This window comes from Streptomyces sp. NPDC050546, from assembly GCF_044457425.1.
Lineage (GTDB): Bacteria > Actinomycetota > Actinomycetes > Streptomycetales > Streptomycetaceae > Streptomyces.
The window spans coordinates 26,593-43,931 of sequence record NZ_JBITGX010000002.1 but is presented as its reverse complement, the minus strand read 5'-3'; the positions used below and the strand labels follow the sequence as shown (position 1 = coordinate 43,931).

Here is a 17,339-nt window from a genome sequence, read left to right as displayed (position 1 = left end):
CACCCGAACCGGTGAGGGGTCACAACAACCCCCGCCGGGTTGGATCTTGGGGAGGCGGGTGGTTACTTCTCGACCTCGGCGGCGAGCTTGGCGAGCATCGCGTCGTAGATCCGGCCGAGGCCCTTGGGGGCGAAGGTCTTCTCGAAGAAGCCGCCGATGCCGCCGGCGCCGGTCCAGGTGGTGGTCACGACGACCCGGGACTTGCCCTCACCGGCCGGGGTGACCCGCCAGGTGGTGACCATGGAGGAGTTGCGGTCCTTCTCGACCAGCTCACCGTCGGTGGGCTCGCTGACCTCCAGGAGGCAGTCGCGCACGCGCTTGCTGGTGGCCTGGAGCTTCCAGTGGACGAGGGTGCCCTCGCCGTCGCCGCCCTCGCGCACCTCGTACTCGCTGAAGTGCTCGGGCAGCAGCTTCTCGCGCGTGCCGCTGTAGTCGGCGAGGGCGTCGAACACCGTCTCCGCGTCCGCCGCGACGATCCGCTCCGTAGTGGCCTCGACCTGCGCCATCAGGTTCCTCCAGGACATGGTTTCTCGGGGGTCGGGGCAAGCCAACCACCCCGCTGCCCGGCCCCCCAAATCGGGGTCCCCGAACCCGGTCGAACACGTTCGTAAACCACCCTCGCACGATCAAGGGAACATGTGTTCTATTCTGTGGGCAGTGCTACCGAGGAGGCGTCATGCGCTGGGAGAACCTCACAACGGACTCCGGACACAGCCGGGCCGACTCCGCGCTGTTCGGCGCGGACGCGGTGACGACCCGCACCATCGACACGCCGGAGTTCGCGGGCATCACCTTCCACGAGATCCGGGCCCGTTCGATCATCAACCGGGTGCCGGCGGTCTCGCGGATGTCGTTCCAGTGGACGGTCAACCCCTATCGCGGCTGCTCGCACGCGTGCGTGTACTGCTTCGCGCGCAAGACGCACAGCTACCTCGACCTCGACACGGGCCTCGGCTTCGACACCCAGATCGTGGTCAAGATCAACGCCCCCGAACTGCTGCGCCGGCAGCTCGGCTCGCGGCGCTGGCAGGGCGAGCACATCGCGATGGGCACGAACGTCGACTGCTACCAGCGCGCCGAGGGCCGCTACCGCCTGATGCCGGGGATCATCTCGGCCCTGCGCGATCACGCGAACCCGTTCTCGATCCTGACCAAGGGCACGCTGATCCTGCGCGACCTGGACCTGATCAGGCAGGCCGCGGAGGTCACCGACGTCGGCATCTCCGTCTCGGTCGGCTTCACCGACCCCGAGCTGTGGCGCACGGTCGAGCCGGGCACACCCGCGCCGGAGCGGCGCCTCGACGTCGTGAGGACCCTGAACGAGCACGGCATCGGCTGCGGGGTGCTGATGGCGCCGGTGATCCCGTTCCTGGGCGACCGGCCGGCCCAACTGCGGGCCACCGTGCGGGCGATCGCGGCCTCCGGCGCCACGTCCGTCACCCCGCTGGTGCTGCATCTGCGGCCCGGCGCACGCGAGTGGTTCATGTCCTGGCTGGGGCAGCACCATCCGTACCTGGTGGCCCGCTACGAGCGGCTGTACGCGGAGGGCGCCTACGCCCCGAAGTGGTACCAGCGCCGGATCACCCGTCAGGTCCACGAGCTGGCGGAGGAGTACGGCATCGGGCCCACGCGCGCGGACCTGCCGCGCCGGATCCGCCCGCCCGAACCGGCCGAGCCGCCGACGTCGGAACCCACCCAACTGTCGCTCATATAGGAGCGTTCGAGCGCATCTCGCGGCCCAATCGGGTCAAGTCTTGACAGAACACGTTCTTCCGGAGCCGCTTGCCGGGACGAATCGGCGATGACCGTGAACTCCGCGGTCCGACGCCTCTCCGCCCTGGAAGGACGCCATGAGAACACGCGCAGCCGTGCTGTGCGGTGCTGCCGTCGTGCTGGCCGGGAGCATCGCGGCCGTGCCCGCCGAGGCGAGCGCACCGCACTCCGCGGGAACCTTTCGCACCGCGAAACCCGCCTGGAAGAAGTGCGGCACCACCGACTATCCGATGCTCCAGTGCGCGTCCCTCAAGGTGCCGCTCGACCACGCGAACCCGCGCGGTCCGCAGATCAGCCTCGCGCTGTCCCGCGTCCCGCACACCGCCGAGCGGTTCCAGGGCCCGCTGCTGGTCAACCCCGGCGGCCCCGGCGGCGACGGTCTGACGCTCGCCGGTTTCGTAGCGACCTCACTGCCCAAGGAGGTCGCGGCCCAGTACGACATCATCGGCTTCGACCCGCGCGGAGTGGGCCAGAGCAGGCCCGCGCTGGACTGCGAGCCCGGCTACTTCGGTCCGGTGCGCCCGGACTCCGTGCCGGGCACCCCCGAGGTCGAGCGGGCCAACCTCGCCCGCGCCAAGTCCTTCGCCGTCGCCTGCGGCGAGAAGTACGGGCATCTGCTGCCGCACATCAACACGGTGAGCGCCGCGCACGACATCGAGGCGATCCGGCGGGCCCTGGGCGCGCGGAAGATCAACTACTTCGGATACTCGTACGGCACCTATCTGGGCGCGGTCTACGGGAGGCTGTATCCGCAGCACGTCCGGCGGATGGTCCTGGACTCGATCGTCGACCCCACCGACGTCTGGTACACCGCCAACCTCAACCAGGACCACGCCTTCAACGACCGCCACCGCGCCTTCATGGCCTGGGTCGCCAAGCACGACGCGCGGTTCCGGCTCGGCACCGACCCGGAGAAGATCGAAGCCACGTGGTACGCGATGCGGGCGGCGCTGGCCAAGAACCCGGCGGGCGGCAGGGTGGGCGCCGCGGAGCTGGAGGACACCTTCGTCCCGGGCACCTACTACAACGGCTACTGGCCCTATCTGGCGGAGGCGTTCGCGGCCTATGTGAACCGCGGGACCAGCGCCCCACTGGTCGAGGTGTACAAGAATTTCGGCGCGATCGACGCCGCCGACGACAACAGCTACAGCATCTACACCGCGGTGCAGTGCCGGGACGCGTTCTGGCCGCGTGACTGGCACCAGTGGCGCAAGGACAACTGGGCGGCGTACGAGAAGGCGCCGTTCATGACCTGGAACAACGCCTGGTACAACGCACCGTGCGCGTTCTGGCCGACGGACGGGGCGCGTCCGGTGAGCATCGCCAACGGTCAGCTGCCTCCCGCCCTGCTGTTCCAGGCGACGAACGACGCGGCCACTCCCTACGAGGGTGGCGTCACCGTCCATGACCTGCTGGCACGCTCCAGCCTGGTGGTCGAGCAGGGCGGCGGCAACCACGGCATCACACTGAGCGGAAACGCCTGCCTGGACAAGTACCTGGCCACCTATCTGTCCGACGGCACCGTCCCGCGCGGCATCGGCACCCGGGACGCGACCTGCGACGCCCTCCCGGACCCCGAGCCACTGACATCGAAGACGGCATCGATGTCCGCCCGCGGCTCGACCCTCCACCGCCTGCTCGGCTTCCGCGGCTGAGCCCCTGACCGTCCGCCGGGCGGGCACTGTCGGACCCGTGGTCCACTATGGGCTCATGAGTGAGCTGAAGGGGCTTCGGGTCCGGGAGATGACGCTCGCCGACTGCGAGCGTGTCGCGGAGATCCGCACAGCCGGCTGGCAGAGCGCGTACCGGGGCCTCATACCGCAGTCGTATCTGGACGGGCTGAGCGCTGCCGAGGACACGGAGCGCCGCCGTGCGTACTTGGCGCAGGCCGACGACAGCGTAGTGAACCTGGTCGCCGAGGACGCCGGCGGTGAACTCGTCGGCTGGGCCTGCCACGGCCCGTACCGGGACGGTGAAGTCCTGACGCCGGACGCCGAGTTGTACGCCATCTACGTCCACCCGGAGCACCTGGGACACGGCGTGGGACGGGCGCTGCTCGCGGAGTCGCTCGAGCGCTGCTCCCTCGCGGGCCACGGCCGGCTGCTCCTGTGGGTCCTCAAGGGGAACGGCCGGGCCCGCCGTTTCTACGAACGGGCCGGCTTTCTCGCGGACGGCGCCGAGGAGCCCTTCGAGGTGGAGGGCACCACCGTCCCCGAGGTGCGCTACGCGAGACCGCTCCTCCGCTGACCTCACCGCTGCTTGGGAATCCTCCCCAGCGCGCGCACCGCCGCCTCGGCGAGCACCGGATGGGCGAGGGCCTCGTCCAGGACGGGCCTGGCCCGGGCGTCGCCGAGCGCGCCGAGTCCGTCCACACAGGCGAGGGCCACCCGGCGGTAGGGATCGTGCGGCCGCAGCCGCCGCCGCAGGGTGGTGATCAGCGCGGGCACGGCCTCCGGGGCACGCAGCTCGACCAGAAGCCGTACGGGGTGGAAGGCGTAGGCGACACGCAGTTCATTGGTGGCGAGGGCGGCGGCCGCGCGGGCGGTGCGCGGGTCGCCGAGCCGGGCGAGGGCGTAGGCGGCGGAGGCGCAGCGCGGCGGGTCACGGTGGTTCAGCAGCAACACCAGGGCCTCGAAGGCCCGCCGGTCCCTCGCGAGCCCGAGCCGGAACGCGGCCAGTTCCCTCGCCCACAGCTGCTGCCCGGGTTCGGTCAGCACACCTGCCAGGGCGTCGACGTCATCGGTCGCCACAAGCCGCTCGAACGCGGGCACCGCCCCCGACTCCTGCCGTAAGCGCAGCGTGAGTGATCGCAACTCTTCGTCCATGACTGAGAGGGTAGGTGCGGCACGAGCTGCGCGGGACGTACATCACAAAGACGAGGGCTGGCGCGCTCGTTACCCGCCAGTTAAGCTCAGACGAGCGAGTTACCCACTCGCATTTTCCTCGCGGCGGTCTGGTGACGCGGCCGTCGTGAGAGCAGTCGGTTCGGTGCTTCAGGTACCGAGGTGCGACTCGGCCCCGGGACAGGGCCGGTCCTCCCTTCACCGGGCGTGTGCGCTTGCGGCCCGGTAACACCCGCACTTCTCACGCACCCGGTGCGCCCGTCGGCGCACCCGGGCGTGTTCCCCGTCGTCACCCTCATTCCTGGAGTCCCGCGATGGCCACTCCCCTTTCCGACCCGTCCCAGTCCCCGCTCCAGACCATCGCCGTCGTCGGCCTCGGCACGATGGGCACCGGCATCGCCGAGGTCCTCGCCAAGGCCGGCCGCGAGGTCGTCGGCATCGACATCAGCGAGGCCCAGGCCGCGAAGTGCGTCGCCGCCCTGGAGGCCTCCACCGCCCGTGGCGTCGAGCGCGAGCGGCTCACCGAGCAGGACCGTACGGACATCCTCGCCCGGGTCCGCACCTCCACCGACCTCGGGGCGGCGGCCGACGCCGACCTGGTCATCGAGGTGGCGCCCGAGTCGTACGAGGTCAAGCAGCAGATCTTCCGGGAACTGGACGGGATCGTGCGCCCCGGGACGATCCTGGCGACCGGCACCAACGCCCTGTCCGTCACCCGGCTGGCCGCCGAATCCTCCCGCCCGGAGCGGGTGCTGGGCCTGCACTTCTTCAACCCGGCCCCGGCGATGAAGCTGGTCGAGATCGTCTCCTCGGTGCTGACCGCGCCTGCGGCCGTCACGGCGGTCACCGACCTCGCCCTGGACCTGGGCAAGGAGCCCGTCGCGGTCGGCGACCGCCCGGGGTTCGTCGCCGACGGCCTGCTGTTCGGCTACCTCAACCAGGCCGCCGCGATGTACGAGGCGAAGTACGCCTCCCGCGAGGACATCGACGCCGCGATGCGGCTGGGCTGCGGGCTGCCCATGGGCCCGCTGGCGCTGCTCGACCTGATCGGTGTCGACACCGCGCGCACGGTCCTGGAGGCGATGTACGCCGATTCGGGCGACCGTCTGCACGCACCGGCACCGATCCTCGCGCAGCTCAGCGAGGCCGGTCTGACCGGCCGTAAGGCGGGGCGTGGTTTCTACACCTACGAGGCGCCGGACAGCCCCGTCGTCGTGCAGGACGCGCTGACCCCGCTGGAGGGTGGCGACTCGACCGCCGGCCGGGAGATCCACTCGGTCGGCGTCGCGGGCTCGGGCACCATGGCCTCCGGGATCGCCGAGGTCTTCGCCAAGGGCGGGTACGACGTGGTCCTCGCGGCGCGCAGCGAGGAGAAGGCGCAGGCCGCGAAGGCGCGGATCGGCAAGTCCCTGGCCCGCTCGGTCGACAAGGGCCGGATGACCGCCGAGGCCGCCGCGCAGACCCTGGAGCGCATCACGCCGACGGGCACGTACGACGACTTCGCCGACGTCGACCTGGCCGTGGAGGCGGTCGCCGAGGACCTGGAGGTCAAGCGGCAGCTGTTCGCCGCGCTGGACAAGGTCTGCAAGCCGGGTGCGGTCCTGGCCACCACCACCTCGTCACTGCCGGTCGTCGCCTGCGCCCGGGCCACCTCGCGTCCGCAGGACGTGATCGGCATGCACTTCTTCAACCCGGCGCCGGCCATGAAGCTGGTCGAGGTCGTGCGTACGGTGCTGACCGCCGACGACGTCCACGCGACGGTCCGTGAGGTCTGCGGACGGATCAGGAAGCACGCGGTCGACTGCGGTGACCGGGCCGGCTTCATCGTGAACGCGCTGCTCTTCCCGTACCTGAACAACGCGATCAAGATGGTCGAGGAGCACTACGCGTCCCTCGACGACATCGACGCGGCGATGCGGCTGGGCGGCGGGTACCCGATGGGCCCCTTCGAGCTGCTGGACGTCGTCGGACTCGATGTCTCGCTCGCCATCGAGAAGGTCCTGCACCGCGAGTTCCGCGACCCGGGGCTCGCCCCGGCGCCGCTGCTGGAGCATCTGGTGGCCGCGGGCTGCCTCGGCCGCAAGACCGGCCGCGGCTTCCGCGAATATGCCAAGCGCTGAGGGTCCCGGCGACTGGTTCCGGTCCGGCGCCGAGTGGGGTGGCCTGCTCGGCCCGGACCGGTTCCACGAACCAGGCCATGCGCAGCGAGCTGCGCACATGCAGTACGTTCAGGGCATGCCCCAGCCCGCCAAGTCCTCACGTACACCAGCTACGACCGACGCGCCGGAGAGTGCCGCAGGCTCTCGCGCCGCCGCCCAGCGGCTCAAGATGCGCCGGGAACTGGCGGCCGCCGCGATGGAGCTGTTCGCGACCAAGGGGTACGAGGCGACCACCGTCGACGAGATCGCGGCGGCGGCCGGGGTCGCCCGCCGCACGTTCTTCCGCCACTTCCGCTCCAAGGAAGAGGCGATCTTCCCCGACCACGACGACACCCTGATCCGCGCCGAGGCGGTGCTCAACGCCGCGCCCGCGCACGAGCATCCGCTCGACACGGTGTGCCGCGGCATCAAGGAAGTCATGAAGATGTACGCGGCCCGGCCCGAGATCTCGGTCGCCCGCTACAAGCTGACGCGCGAGGTGCCCACGCTGCGCGAGGCGGAGATCGCCTCGGTGGCCCGCTACGAGCGCCTCTTCACCCGCTACCTCCTCGGCCACTTCGACGAGCGCGCGCACGCCGACGACGCCAACGACGACCCGCTGCTGGCGGAGGTAGCCGCGTCCGCCGTGGTCACCGCGCACAACCACGTCCTGCGGCGCTGGCTGCGGGCCGGCGGGCAGGGGGACGTGGAGACGCAGCTCGACCACGCCTTCGCGATCGTGCGCAAGACCTTCGGCACGGGCATCGGGGCCGGGCGCTCCACGGACCCGCAGCCGGCCGCCGCCACGGCCTCGACCCAGGGCGAGGTGCTGGTGACCGTCGCCCGTACCGACGCTCCGCTGGACGAGGTCATGAGGACGATCGAGCAGGCACTCAAGGAGCGCTGAGCGGCTCGCGAGGGAGCACGGAGCAGCTCGCGACACTGTGATGACGGCCACCCCACGGGGTGGCCGTTTTGCCATGTCAGGGGCCGTTTTGACATGGCCCGGCGAGGCCATTCGATCGATCATCGCTCATTTGTTACGTAAAGATTTCATCTGAGAGCAAGTTCTGGCACTCAGTGCCTTGCGGGGTGACACGCGGTGTCATACGTTGAAGAGGTCCGGGCGACGTCCCAGCAAGCCCACCGCCTGCTCGCCCGGACGCCTGCGTCACAGGCAACCTCCCGCGCCACCAGCGCTGCCGAACAGCACCACCGCCGAACCGACGGCACACCCTCAACCCTCAGCAGCACCGCCGTAACCCTCAGCGCCCCTCCCTCAGGGCGCACACCGCCGGAGGCAACACCGTGACCATGAAGGACATCCTGGCCGCGATCCAGTCGCCCGACTCCGTGTCGGAGGACTTCGCCGCCCTCCCGCTCCCCGAGTCGTACCGCGCGATCACCGTGCACAAGGACGAGACGGAGATGTTCGCGGGCCTCACCACCCGCGACAAGGACCCCCGCAAGTCGATCCACCTGGACGAGGTCCCGGTCCCGGAGCTCGGCCCGGGCGAGGCCCTGGTGGCCGTCATGGCCTCCTCGGTCAACTACAACTCGGTGTGGACCTCGATCTTCGAGCCGCTGTCGACCTTCGGGTTCCTGGAGCGCTACGGCCGCACCAACGAGCTGGCCAAGCGCCACGACCTGCCGTACCACATCATCGGCTCCGACCTCGCGGGCGTCGTCCTGCGCACCGGCCCGGGTGTCAACGCCTGGCAGCCCGGCGACGAGGTCGTCGCGCACTGCCTCTCCGTCGAGCTGGAGTCCAGCGACGGCCACAACGACACGATGCTCGACCCCGAGCAGCGCATCTGGGGCTTCGAGACCAACTTCGGCGGCCTCGCCGAGATCGCGCTGGTCAAGTCCAACCAGCTGATGCCCAAGCCCGACCACCTCAGCTGGGAGGAGGCCGCCGCCCCCGGCCTGGTCAACTCGACCGCCTACCGGCAGCTGGTCTCCCGCAACGGCGCCGGCATGAAGCAGGGCGACAACGTGCTCATCTGGGGCGCGAGCGGCGGACTCGGCTCCTACGCCACCCAGTTCGCGCTGGCCGGCGGCGCCAACCCGATCTGTGTCGTCTCCAGCGAGCAGAAGGCGGACATCTGCCGCTCGATGGGCGCCGACGCGATCATCGACCGCAACGCCGAGGGCTACAAGTTCTGGAAGGACGAGAACACCCAGGACCCCAAGGAGTGGAAGCGCTTCGGCAAGCGCATCCGCGAACTCACCGGCGGCGAGGACATCGACATCGTCTTCGAGCACCCCGGCCGCGAGACCTTCGGCGCCTCGGTCTTCGTCACCCGCAAGGGCGGCACCATCACCACCTGCGCCTCGACCTCGGGCTACATGCACGAGTACGACAACCGCTACCTGTGGATGTCGCTGAAGCGGATCATCGGCTCGCACTTCGCCAACTACCGCGAGGCCTGGGAGGCCAACCGGCTCATCGCGAAGGGCAAGATCCACCCGACGCTCTCCAGGGTCTACTCCCTGGAGGACACCGGCCAGGCCGCCTACGACGTGCACCGCAACCTCCACCAGGGCAAGGTCGGCGTGCTCGCGCTGGCCCCCGAGGAGGGCCTGGGCGTGCGCGACCACGAGAAGCGCGCCAAGCACATCGACGCCATCAACCGCTTCCGGAACATCTGAGGTCGTCCATGAGTGAGCGTCAGAAGGACCGGCCGTGGCTCATGCGCACCTACGCCGGTCACTCCACGGCCGAGGCGTCCAACGAGCTGTACCGGCGCAACCTCGCCAAGGGGCAGACGGGTCTGTCGGTGGCGTTCGACCTGCCGACGCAGACCGGCTACGACTCCGACCACATCCTCGCCCGCGGCGAGGTCGGCCGGGTCGGTGTGCCGATCGCGCACCTCGGTGACATGCGCCGGCTGTTCCAGGACATCCCCCTGGAGCAGATGAACACCTCGATGACCATCAACGCCACGGCCATGTGGCTGCTGGCGCTCTACCAGGTCGTCGCCGAGGAGCAGGGTGCGGACATCACCCAGCTCCAGGGCACGACCCAGAACGACATCGTCAAGGAGTACCTGTCCCGGGGCACCCATGTGTTCCCGCCGGGGCCGAGCCTCCGTCTGACGACGGACATGATCGCGTACACGGTCTCCCACATCCCGAAGTGGAACCCGATCAACATCTGCAGCTACCACCTGCAGGAGGCGGGCGCCACGCCGGTGCAGGAGATCGCGTACGCGATGTCCACCGCGATCGCCGTGCTCGACGCCGTGCGCGACTCCGGCCAGGTGCCGCAGGAGCGCATGGGCGACGTCGTCGGCCGCATCTCGTTCTTCGTGAACGCGGGCGTCCGTTTCGTCGAGGAGATGTGCAAGATGCGCGCCTTCGGCCGTATCTGGGACAAGGTCACCCGTGAGCGGTACGGCATCGAGAACCCCAAGCACCGCCGCTTCCGCTACGGCGTCCAGGTCAACTCCCTGGGCCTGACGGAGGCTCAGCCGGAGAACAACGTCCAGCGGATCGTGCTCGAGATGCTGGCCGTGACCCTCTCCAAGGACGCACGCGCGCGTGCCGTGCAGCTCCCCGCCTGGAACGAGGCGCTGGGCCTGCCCCGCCCCTGGGACCAGCAGTGGTCGCTGCGCATCCAGCAGGTGCTGGCCTACGAGAGCGACCTGCTGGAGTACGAGGACATCTTCGACGGCTCGAAGGTCATCGAGGCGAAGGTCGGGGAACTGGTCGAGTCCGCCCTCGCGGAGATCGACCGCATCCAGGAGATGGGCGGCGCGATGGCGGCCGTCGAGTCCGGCTACCTCAAGTCCCAGCTGGTCTCCTCGCACGCGGAACGCCGGGGCCGGATCGAGTCCGGCCAGGAGAAGATCATCGGTGTCAACGCCTTCGAGGGCACCGAACCGAACCCGCTGACCGCCGATCTGGACACCGCGATCCAGACGGTCGACCCGGCGGTGGAGGCCCGCGTGATCGCGGGTCTGCAGAACTGGCGCGACAACCGCTACCAGCCGCCCTTCAACCACCCGCGCCCCTGCAAGGCGCTGGAGAAGCTGAAGGAGGCCGCCCGCGGCACCGAGAACCTCATGGAGGCCACCCTGGAGTGCGCCCGCGCCGGGGCGACGACCGGCGAGTGGGCCGGGGCCCTGCGCGAGGTGTTCGGCGAGTTCCGCGCCCCGACGGGCGTCTCGTCGGCGCCCGTGGCCGTCCCGGTCGAGGAGGGCAGCACGCTGGCCCTGGTCCGCCGCAAGGTGGATCTGACGGCCAAGGACCTGGGAGTCGGCAAGCTGCGCTTCCTGGTCGGCAAGCCGGGCCTGGACGGGCACTCCAACGGCGCGGAGCAGATCGCCGTGCGCGCGCGTGACGCCGGCTTCGAGGTGGTCTACCAGGGCATCCGGCTGACGCCCGAGCAGATCGTGGACGCGGCCATCGACGAGGACGTGCACGCCGTCGGCCTGTCCATCCTGTCCGGCTCGCACGCCCAGCTGGTCCCGGACGTACTCGAACGGCTCCGTGTGGCCGGTGCCACAGATATTCCGGTGATCGCCGGTGGCATCATCCCCAACGGTGACGCCGAGCAGCTCAGGGCCGCCGGAGTGGCCGCCGTCTTCACCCCGAAGGACTTCGACATCACCGGAATCATCGGCCGCATCGTCGACGAGATCCGGAAAGCGAACAAGCTCGACCCCCTGGAGGTCCCCGCATGACCGCCCACCCGTCGCCCGCCACCACCCTTCCAACGGGCGGCTCCGCCGCGCACCCTTCTTTTAACCGCCTTCGCCCCCGGCGTTCCTGCCTGGCGGTACCGGGCTCGAACCCCCGCTTCCTGGAGAAGGCACAGGGCCTCCCGGCCGACCAGGTCTTCCTCGACCTGGAGGACGCCTGCGCCCCGCTCGCCAAGCCCGAGGCGCGGCACACCATCGTCAAGTTCCTCAACGAGGGCGACTGGACGGGCAAGACGCGCGTCGTGCGGGTCAACGACTGGACGACCGAGTGGACCTACCGGGACGTCGTCACGGTCGTCGAGGGCGCCGGCCAGAACCTCGACTGCATCATGCTGCCGAAGGTGCAGACGGCCCAGCAGGTCGTCGCCCTCGACCTCCTGCTGACGCAGATCGAGAAGACGATGGGCTTCGAGGTCGGCAAGATCGGCATTGAGGCGCAGATCGAGAACGCGCAGGGCCTGAACAACGTCAACGAGATCGCGACGGCCTCCCCGCGCGTCGAGACCATCATCTTCGGCCCGGCCGACTTCATGGCCTCCATCAACATGAAGTCGCTGGTCGTGGGCGAGCAGCCGCCCGGCTACCCGGCGGACGCCTACCACTACATCCTGATGAAGATCCTGATGGCCGCCCGTGCCAACAACCTCCAGGCGATCGACGGCCCCTACCTGCAGATCCGCAACATCGACGGCTACCGCGAGGTCGCCCAGCGCGCTGCCGCGCTCGGCTTCGACGGCAAGTGGGTGCTGCACCCGGGCCAGGTCGAGGCGTCCAACGAGATCTTCTCGCCCTCGCAGGAGGACTACGACCACGCCGAGCTGATCCTGGACGCGTACGACTACTACACGTCCGAGGCCGGCGGCAAGAAGGGCTCCGCGATGCTCGGCGACGAGATGATCGACGAGGCCAGCCGCAAGATGGCCCTGGTCGTCTCCGGCAAGGGACGCGCCGCCGGCATGCAGCGCACCAGCAAGTTCGAGATCCCGGAGGCGTGACGACGATGCAGTTCGGACGCACCTACGAGGAGTTCGAGGTCGGGGCGACGTACAAGCACTGGCCCGGAAAGACGGTCACGGAGTACGACGACCACCTGTTCTGTCTCCTCACCATGAACCACCACCCGCTCCACATGGACGTCAACTACGCCGAGAAGACGACCGACTTCGGTAAGAACGTGGTGGTCGGGAACTACATCTACTCCCTCCTGCTCGGCATGTCCGTGCCGGACATCTCCGGCAAGGCCATCGCCAACCTGGAGATCGAGTCGCTCAAGCACGTGGCGCCGACCTTCCACGGCGACACGCTCTACGGCCAGACGACCGTGCTCGACAAGTGGCCGTCCAAGTCGAAGAACGACCGCGGCATCGTCTACGTCGAGACCAAGGGCTACAAGCAGGACGGCACGCTGGTCTGCGTGTTCCGCCGCAAGGTGATGGTGCCGACCGAGACGTACATCAAGGAGCGCGGCGGCGAGCAGCCGGGCCGCCCCGAGCTCAAGGAGCAGGAGAAGTAGCCATGGCGCGACTCGCCCAGACCGCCGGTCTGACCGACATTCAGCAGGAGATCCTCTCCACCGTCCGCGACTTCGTGGACAAGGAGATCATCCCGGTCGCGACCGAGCTGGAGCACCGCGACGAGTACCCGCAGCAGATCGTCGACGGGCTGAAGGAGTTGGGCCTGTTCGGCCTGATGATCCCCGAGGAGTACGGGGGCCTGGGCGAGTCCCTCCTGACGTACGCGCTGTGCGTGGAGGAGATCGCCCGCGGGTGGATGTCGGTGTCCGGCATCATCAACACCCACTTCATCGTGGCGTACATGCTCAAGCAGCACGGGACGCAGGAGCAGAAGGACCATTTCCTGCCGAAGATGGCGGCGGGCGACATCCGTGGCGCGTTCTCGATGTCGGAGCCGGCCCTCGGCTCGGACGTCTCGGCGATCACCTCGAAGGCGGTCCGGGACGGCGAGGAGTACGTCCTCAACGGCCAGAAGATGTGGCTGACCAACGGCGGAACGTCGTCTCTGGTGGCCGTTCTGGTCCGAAGTGACGAAGGTCACCCCGAGGGCACCGCGCCCCACAAGTCGATGACGACCTTCCTCGTCGAGAAGGAGCCCGGCTTCGGCGAGGTCCGCCCCGGCCTCACCATCCCCGGCAAGATCGACAAGATGGGTTACAAGGGGGTCGACACCACCGAACTCATCATGGATGGCCTGCGGATTCCCGCGGATCGCGTGCTCGGCGGGGTCACCGGCCGCGGCTTCTACCAGATGATGGACGGGGTCGAGGTCGGGCGCGTCAATGTGGCGGCACGTGGCTGTGGCGTCGCTCAGCGTGCGTTCGAACTGGGCGTCCAGTACGCGCAGCAGCGTCATACCTTCGGGAAGCCGATCGCCCAGCACCAGGCAATCCAGTTCAAGCTGGCCGAGATGGCTACCAAGGTCGAGGCCGCGCATGCGATGATGGTGAATGCAGCTCGCAAAAAGGACTCCGGGGAGCGAAACGACCTCGAGGCCGGGATGGCGAAATACCTCGCCTCCGAGTACTGCAAGGAAGTCGTCGAGGACGCCTTCCGGATCCACGGCGGATACGGCTTCTCCAAGGAGTACGAGATCGAACGCCTCTACCGTGAGGCGCCGATGCTGCTCATCGGTGAAGGTACCGCCGAGATCCAGAAAATGATCATCGGTCGGCGACTGCTCGAAGAGTATCGATTCCAGGGCTAGATGTCCGGATACGGGGTGTTTTCTTGGAGAAGAAGATCACACCCCGTCAGCACTCTTCAGCCGCCGACTCGGCTGCCTGGCTTACCCAGTTACGGCCCCGAGCCGCTACGATCGCCGGAAAGCCGCCGTCCCCCGTCAGAGTGCGGCCTCATCCGCTACGAAGGTCATCCATGCCCCACAGCCAAACCTCTGCACCACGCGACAGCCGGGCCGGCGTACGCCTCGCGCGCGGAGCATCGCCGTGGCTCCTTCCGACCGTCGCCACCGCAGCCCTCAGCCTGGCCCGTGCCCGCCGCTCCGGCGCCGCCAAGGCCGTCGCCGTTCCCGCCACCGCGCTCGCGGCGGGAATGCTGTGGTTCTTCCGCGATCCCGAGCGCGAGATCACCCAGGGCCGGGTCATCTCGCCCGCCGACGGTGTGGTGCAGAGCATCATGCCGTGGAAGGACGGCCGCACCCGCGTCGCGATCTTCATGAGCCCGCTCAACGTGCACGTCAACCGCGCGCCGCTGGCCGGCACGGTGACGTCGGTCGAGCACATCCCCGGTGGCTTTGTTCCCGCTTTCAACAAGGAGAGCGAGAACAACGAGCGGGTCGTGTGGCACTTCGACACCGAGCTCGGCGACATCGAGATGATCCAGATCGCCGGCGCGGTCGCCCGTCGCATCGTTCCCTACGTGCCCCAGGGCACCAAGGTCGAGCAGGGCGAGCGGATCGGCCTGATCCGCTTCGGCTCGCGTGTCGACCTCTACCTGCCCGAGGGCGTGGAGGTCGCGGTCGAGGTCGGTCAGAAGACCGTGGCTGGGGTGACTCGCATTGACCGTGATTGATCCGGATACCAAGGCCGGCTGGGTCCCGGAGGCCGACGAGGTGGACGAAGAAGAGGAGATGCCTCTCTCTCTTCGCCTCTCGATAGCGGACACCCTGACGCTCGGCAACGCCACGTGCGGGTTCATGGCGGTGTACTTCACCACCACCGGCATCCTCATCCCGCACCTCTCCGGTGACGAATTCGGCATGGCCCGCAACAGCGCGGCCACGGCCGTGATCCTGATGCTGTGCGCGGCGGTCTTCGACCTGTTCGACGGCCTCGTCGCCCGCAAGCTGCGGTCGTCGCCGATGGGTGCGGAGCTGGACAATCTCTCCGATCTGATCAGCTTCGGTCTGGCGCCCGCGTACTTCGTGCTCGTGTACGGCATGGTCGCGCGGGACGCGCATGAGCGGGTCGCGGCGGTGGGCGCGATCGTTGTGCTGCTGGCGGTGGTGCTGCGGCTTGCGCGGTTCTCGTGCGTCACCGTGAAGGACGGGACGTTCCAGGGCATGCCGTCGCCGTTCGGGGCGCTGACGGTCGTCTCGATCGTGCTGCTCGAGCTGCCCTTCGTGGCGACGCTGCTGGCGATCCTGGGTACGGCGTGGCTGATGGTGAGCCGGGTCGAGTACCCGAAGCCGCGGGGGCGGCTCGCCGTGGCGATGCTGTCGTGGATCGTGCTCAGCATGGGGCTGCTGGCGGCGTGGGCGTTCGACGCGCCGAGCGGGCAGCTGCTGCTGCAGACGGGGTGTGCGCTTCAGCTGGTCATGGGTGCGGTGATTCCGCTGTTCGCGACGGCTCGGCGGGTGAACAACTTCCGCGGTAACCGGCGGGAGGCGCGGGCGGCGCAGCCGTAGCGTTGCACTGGCTTGGTTGGGCCCCGGACCGGGATTCGGTTCGGGGCCCTTTGCTTGTCTAGGTTCCGGGCATCGGCTGCGGCGCCGTCGTGGCCGGTCGCGCGGTTCCCCGCGCCCCTGGGGCGGCGTCGCCCTGGGGGCGCGGGGGAACTGCGCGAACAACCCCCACCGGCCCGCACCCCGCCCGCCGCCCGAATCGGTCGGACAGGACGTCCGCTCAGGTCAGGAAGTCCCTCGCGATGCGCTCCGCAACCCGTTCCAGGATCGGGCCCGCCTCGGCGATGCACTTCGCCACGTCCGGCTCGGCGTCCGTCAGGGGGTAGGCCCTGCGGAAGCCGGAGCGGCCCAGGACCTCCGGGGGGAGGGCGAGGCGGCCGCAGACCGCCACGACGTCCTTGCCCGCGGCGCGGGCCGCCGCCGCGACGCCCGCCGGGGCCTTGCCGTGCAGGGTCTGTTCGTCGAGGGAGCCCTCGCCGGTGATGACCAGGTCAGCGCGGTCCAGCGCGGGTGCGAAGCCCAGGACGTCGAGCATCACCTCGATGCCGGGGCGGAACCGGGCGCCCAGCAGCAGGGCGCCGTAGCCGATGCCGCCGGCCGCGCCCGCGCCGGGCGAGGCGGCGTACTCGGCGGCCTTCGGACCGGCCGGCCCCTCCAGCACCTTCGCGAAGTGCGCGAGGGCGGTGTCCAGGGCCGCCACGTCGTCCGGTGAGGCGCCCTTCTGTGGGCCGTAGACCGCGGGCGCGCCCTTCGGGCCGGTCAGCGGGTTGTCGACATCGCTGGCGAGGACCAGTTCGACCTCGGTGAGGCGCGGGTCGAGGCCCGACAGATCGGCCGAGGCCAGCTCGGCGAGGCCGCCGCCGCCCGGCGGTACCGGCTCGCCGTCGGCGTCCAGGAACCGGGCGCCCAGCGCGGACAGCATGCCGGCGCCGCCGTCCGTGGTGGCGCTGCCGCCCACCCCGAAGACGATCGTGCGGGCACCCGCGTCCAGGGCGGCCCGCAGCAGCTCGCCGGAGCCGTACGTGGACGCCGTGAGCGGGGCGAAGACGCCGGCGGGCAGCCGCTGGAGCCCGCTCGCCTCGGCCATCTCCACGACGGCGGTGCCGTCGCGCAGCGCGAACGCCGCCGTCACCTCACCGCCGAGGGGGCCGGCGACCCGTACCTCCCGGCGCTCGAACCCGGCCGCGACCGCCGCGGCCACGGTGCCGTCGCCGCCGTCGGCCACGGGCAGCGCCTCGACCTCGAGGCGCGGCACGGCCCGGCGGAGCCCGGCCGTCACCCGCTCGGCGACCTCCACGGCCGTCAGCGACCCCTTGAACTTGTCCGCGGCGACGAGCACCCGCTGCGTCGTTCGGGTACCGCTCACTGCAGCGTCCGCCACTTGCACTCCCCTTGCTCTCCGGGCCCTCACGCACGTCAGGGCCAGTCGCGCCGCTGCGACCTTAACCTCAGGACGCCCCGGCCGTCAGCATCTGCCCGACTCCTGGACCTGCGGCCCC

General features: G+C 69.7%; 15 protein-coding genes. 12 read left to right on the top strand and 3 right to left on the bottom strand.

What is annotated here, in order from left to right:
* Positions 1–62: 62 nt before the first annotated feature.
* Positions 63–506 carry an SRPBCC family protein gene (locus tag ACIBK5_RS04960; protein ID WP_399016336.1) on the bottom strand — a complete coding sequence of 148 codons (444 nt, stop codon included), beginning with the start codon at positions 504–506 and terminating at the stop codon, positions 63–65.
* Between the two features lie 170 nt (positions 507–676).
* Between ACIBK5_RS04960 and ACIBK5_RS04955 the strand changes: the two genes are divergently transcribed.
* From ACIBK5_RS04955 to ACIBK5_RS04945, 3 genes are all read left to right on the top strand, one after another.
* Positions 677–1,714 (top strand): Rv2578c family radical SAM protein, encoded by a 1,038-nt coding sequence (locus ACIBK5_RS04955; RefSeq protein WP_399016335.1) that lies wholly within the window; start codon positions 677–679, stop codon positions 1,712–1,714.
* A gap of 136 nt (positions 1,715–1,850) precedes the next feature.
* Positions 1,851–3,428: an alpha/beta hydrolase gene (locus ACIBK5_RS04950; protein ID WP_399016333.1), complete on the top strand. Its 1,578-nt coding sequence runs from the start codon at positions 1,851–1,853 to the stop codon at positions 3,426–3,428.
* Positions 3,429–3,483: 55 nt separating this feature from the next.
* Positions 3,484–4,020, top strand: coding sequence for a GNAT family N-acetyltransferase (locus ACIBK5_RS04945; RefSeq protein ID WP_399016331.1), 537 nt, complete (start codon positions 3,484–3,486; stop codon positions 4,018–4,020).
* 2 nt (positions 4,021–4,022) lie between these two features.
* Here ACIBK5_RS04945 and ACIBK5_RS04940 read toward each other — a convergent pair whose 3' ends face one another.
* Positions 4,023–4,598 carry an adenylosuccinate lyase gene (locus ACIBK5_RS04940; RefSeq protein WP_399016329.1) on the bottom strand — a complete coding sequence of 192 codons (576 nt, stop codon included), beginning with the start codon at positions 4,596–4,598 and terminating at the stop codon, positions 4,023–4,025.
* A gap of 332 nt (positions 4,599–4,930) precedes the next feature.
* On the opposite strand from ACIBK5_RS04940, the gene ACIBK5_RS04935 reads away from it, so the two are divergent.
* The 9 genes from ACIBK5_RS04935 (at position 4,931) to pssA (ending at position 15,843) form a co-directional block, all read left to right on the top strand.
* Positions 4,931–6,736 (top strand): 3-hydroxyacyl-CoA dehydrogenase family protein, encoded by a 1,806-nt coding sequence (locus tag ACIBK5_RS04935; RefSeq protein ID WP_399016328.1) that lies wholly within the window; start codon positions 4,931–4,933, stop codon positions 6,734–6,736.
* A 115-nt stretch (positions 6,737–6,851) separates the two neighbouring features.
* Positions 6,852–7,661: a TetR family transcriptional regulator gene (locus ACIBK5_RS04930; protein WP_399016326.1), complete on the top strand. Its 810-nt coding sequence runs from the start codon at positions 6,852–6,854 to the stop codon at positions 7,659–7,661.
* A gap of 407 nt (positions 7,662–8,068) precedes the next feature.
* Entirely contained in the window at positions 8,069–9,406 is a 1,338-nt protein-coding gene (gene ccrA / locus ACIBK5_RS04925) for a crotonyl-CoA carboxylase/reductase (RefSeq protein ID WP_399017269.1), read from the top strand.
* 8 nt (positions 9,407–9,414) lie between these two features.
* Positions 9,415–11,442: a protein meaA gene (locus tag ACIBK5_RS04920; RefSeq protein WP_399016324.1), complete on the top strand. Its 2,028-nt coding sequence runs from the start codon at positions 9,415–9,417 to the stop codon at positions 11,440–11,442.
* Positions 11,439–12,455 carry an HpcH/HpaI aldolase/citrate lyase family protein gene (locus ACIBK5_RS04915; protein ID WP_399016323.1) on the top strand — a complete coding sequence of 339 codons (1,017 nt, stop codon included), beginning with the start codon at positions 11,439–11,441 and terminating at the stop codon, positions 12,453–12,455. Before ACIBK5_RS04920 ends, ACIBK5_RS04915 begins: the two co-directional genes overlap by 4 nt.
* Before the next feature lie 5 nt (positions 12,456–12,460).
* Positions 12,461–12,973 carry a MaoC family dehydratase gene (locus ACIBK5_RS04910; RefSeq protein ID WP_215117585.1) on the top strand — a complete coding sequence of 171 codons (513 nt, stop codon included), beginning with the start codon at positions 12,461–12,463 and terminating at the stop codon, positions 12,971–12,973.
* 2 nt (positions 12,974–12,975) lie between these two features.
* A complete protein-coding gene (locus ACIBK5_RS04905) occupies positions 12,976–14,181 on the top strand; it encodes an acyl-CoA dehydrogenase family protein (RefSeq protein WP_399016321.1) in 1,206 nt (401 codons plus the stop codon).
* Positions 14,182–14,351: 170 nt separating this feature from the next.
* Positions 14,352–15,008: a phosphatidylserine decarboxylase gene (locus ACIBK5_RS04900; RefSeq protein ID WP_003994082.1), complete on the top strand. Its 657-nt coding sequence runs from the start codon at positions 14,352–14,354 to the stop codon at positions 15,006–15,008.
* Positions 15,009–15,066: 58 nt separating this feature from the next.
* Positions 15,067–15,843, top strand: coding sequence for a CDP-diacylglycerol--serine O-phosphatidyltransferase (gene pssA, locus ACIBK5_RS04895; protein ID WP_399017266.1), 777 nt, complete (start codon positions 15,067–15,069; stop codon positions 15,841–15,843).
* A 217-nt stretch (positions 15,844–16,060) separates the two neighbouring features.
* Here pssA and ACIBK5_RS04890 read toward each other — a convergent pair whose 3' ends face one another.
* Positions 16,061–17,179: a glycerate kinase gene (locus tag ACIBK5_RS04890; RefSeq protein WP_399017264.1), complete on the bottom strand. Its 1,119-nt coding sequence runs from the start codon at positions 17,177–17,179 to the stop codon at positions 16,061–16,063.
* Between the last annotated feature and the right edge of the window lie 160 nt (positions 17,180–17,339).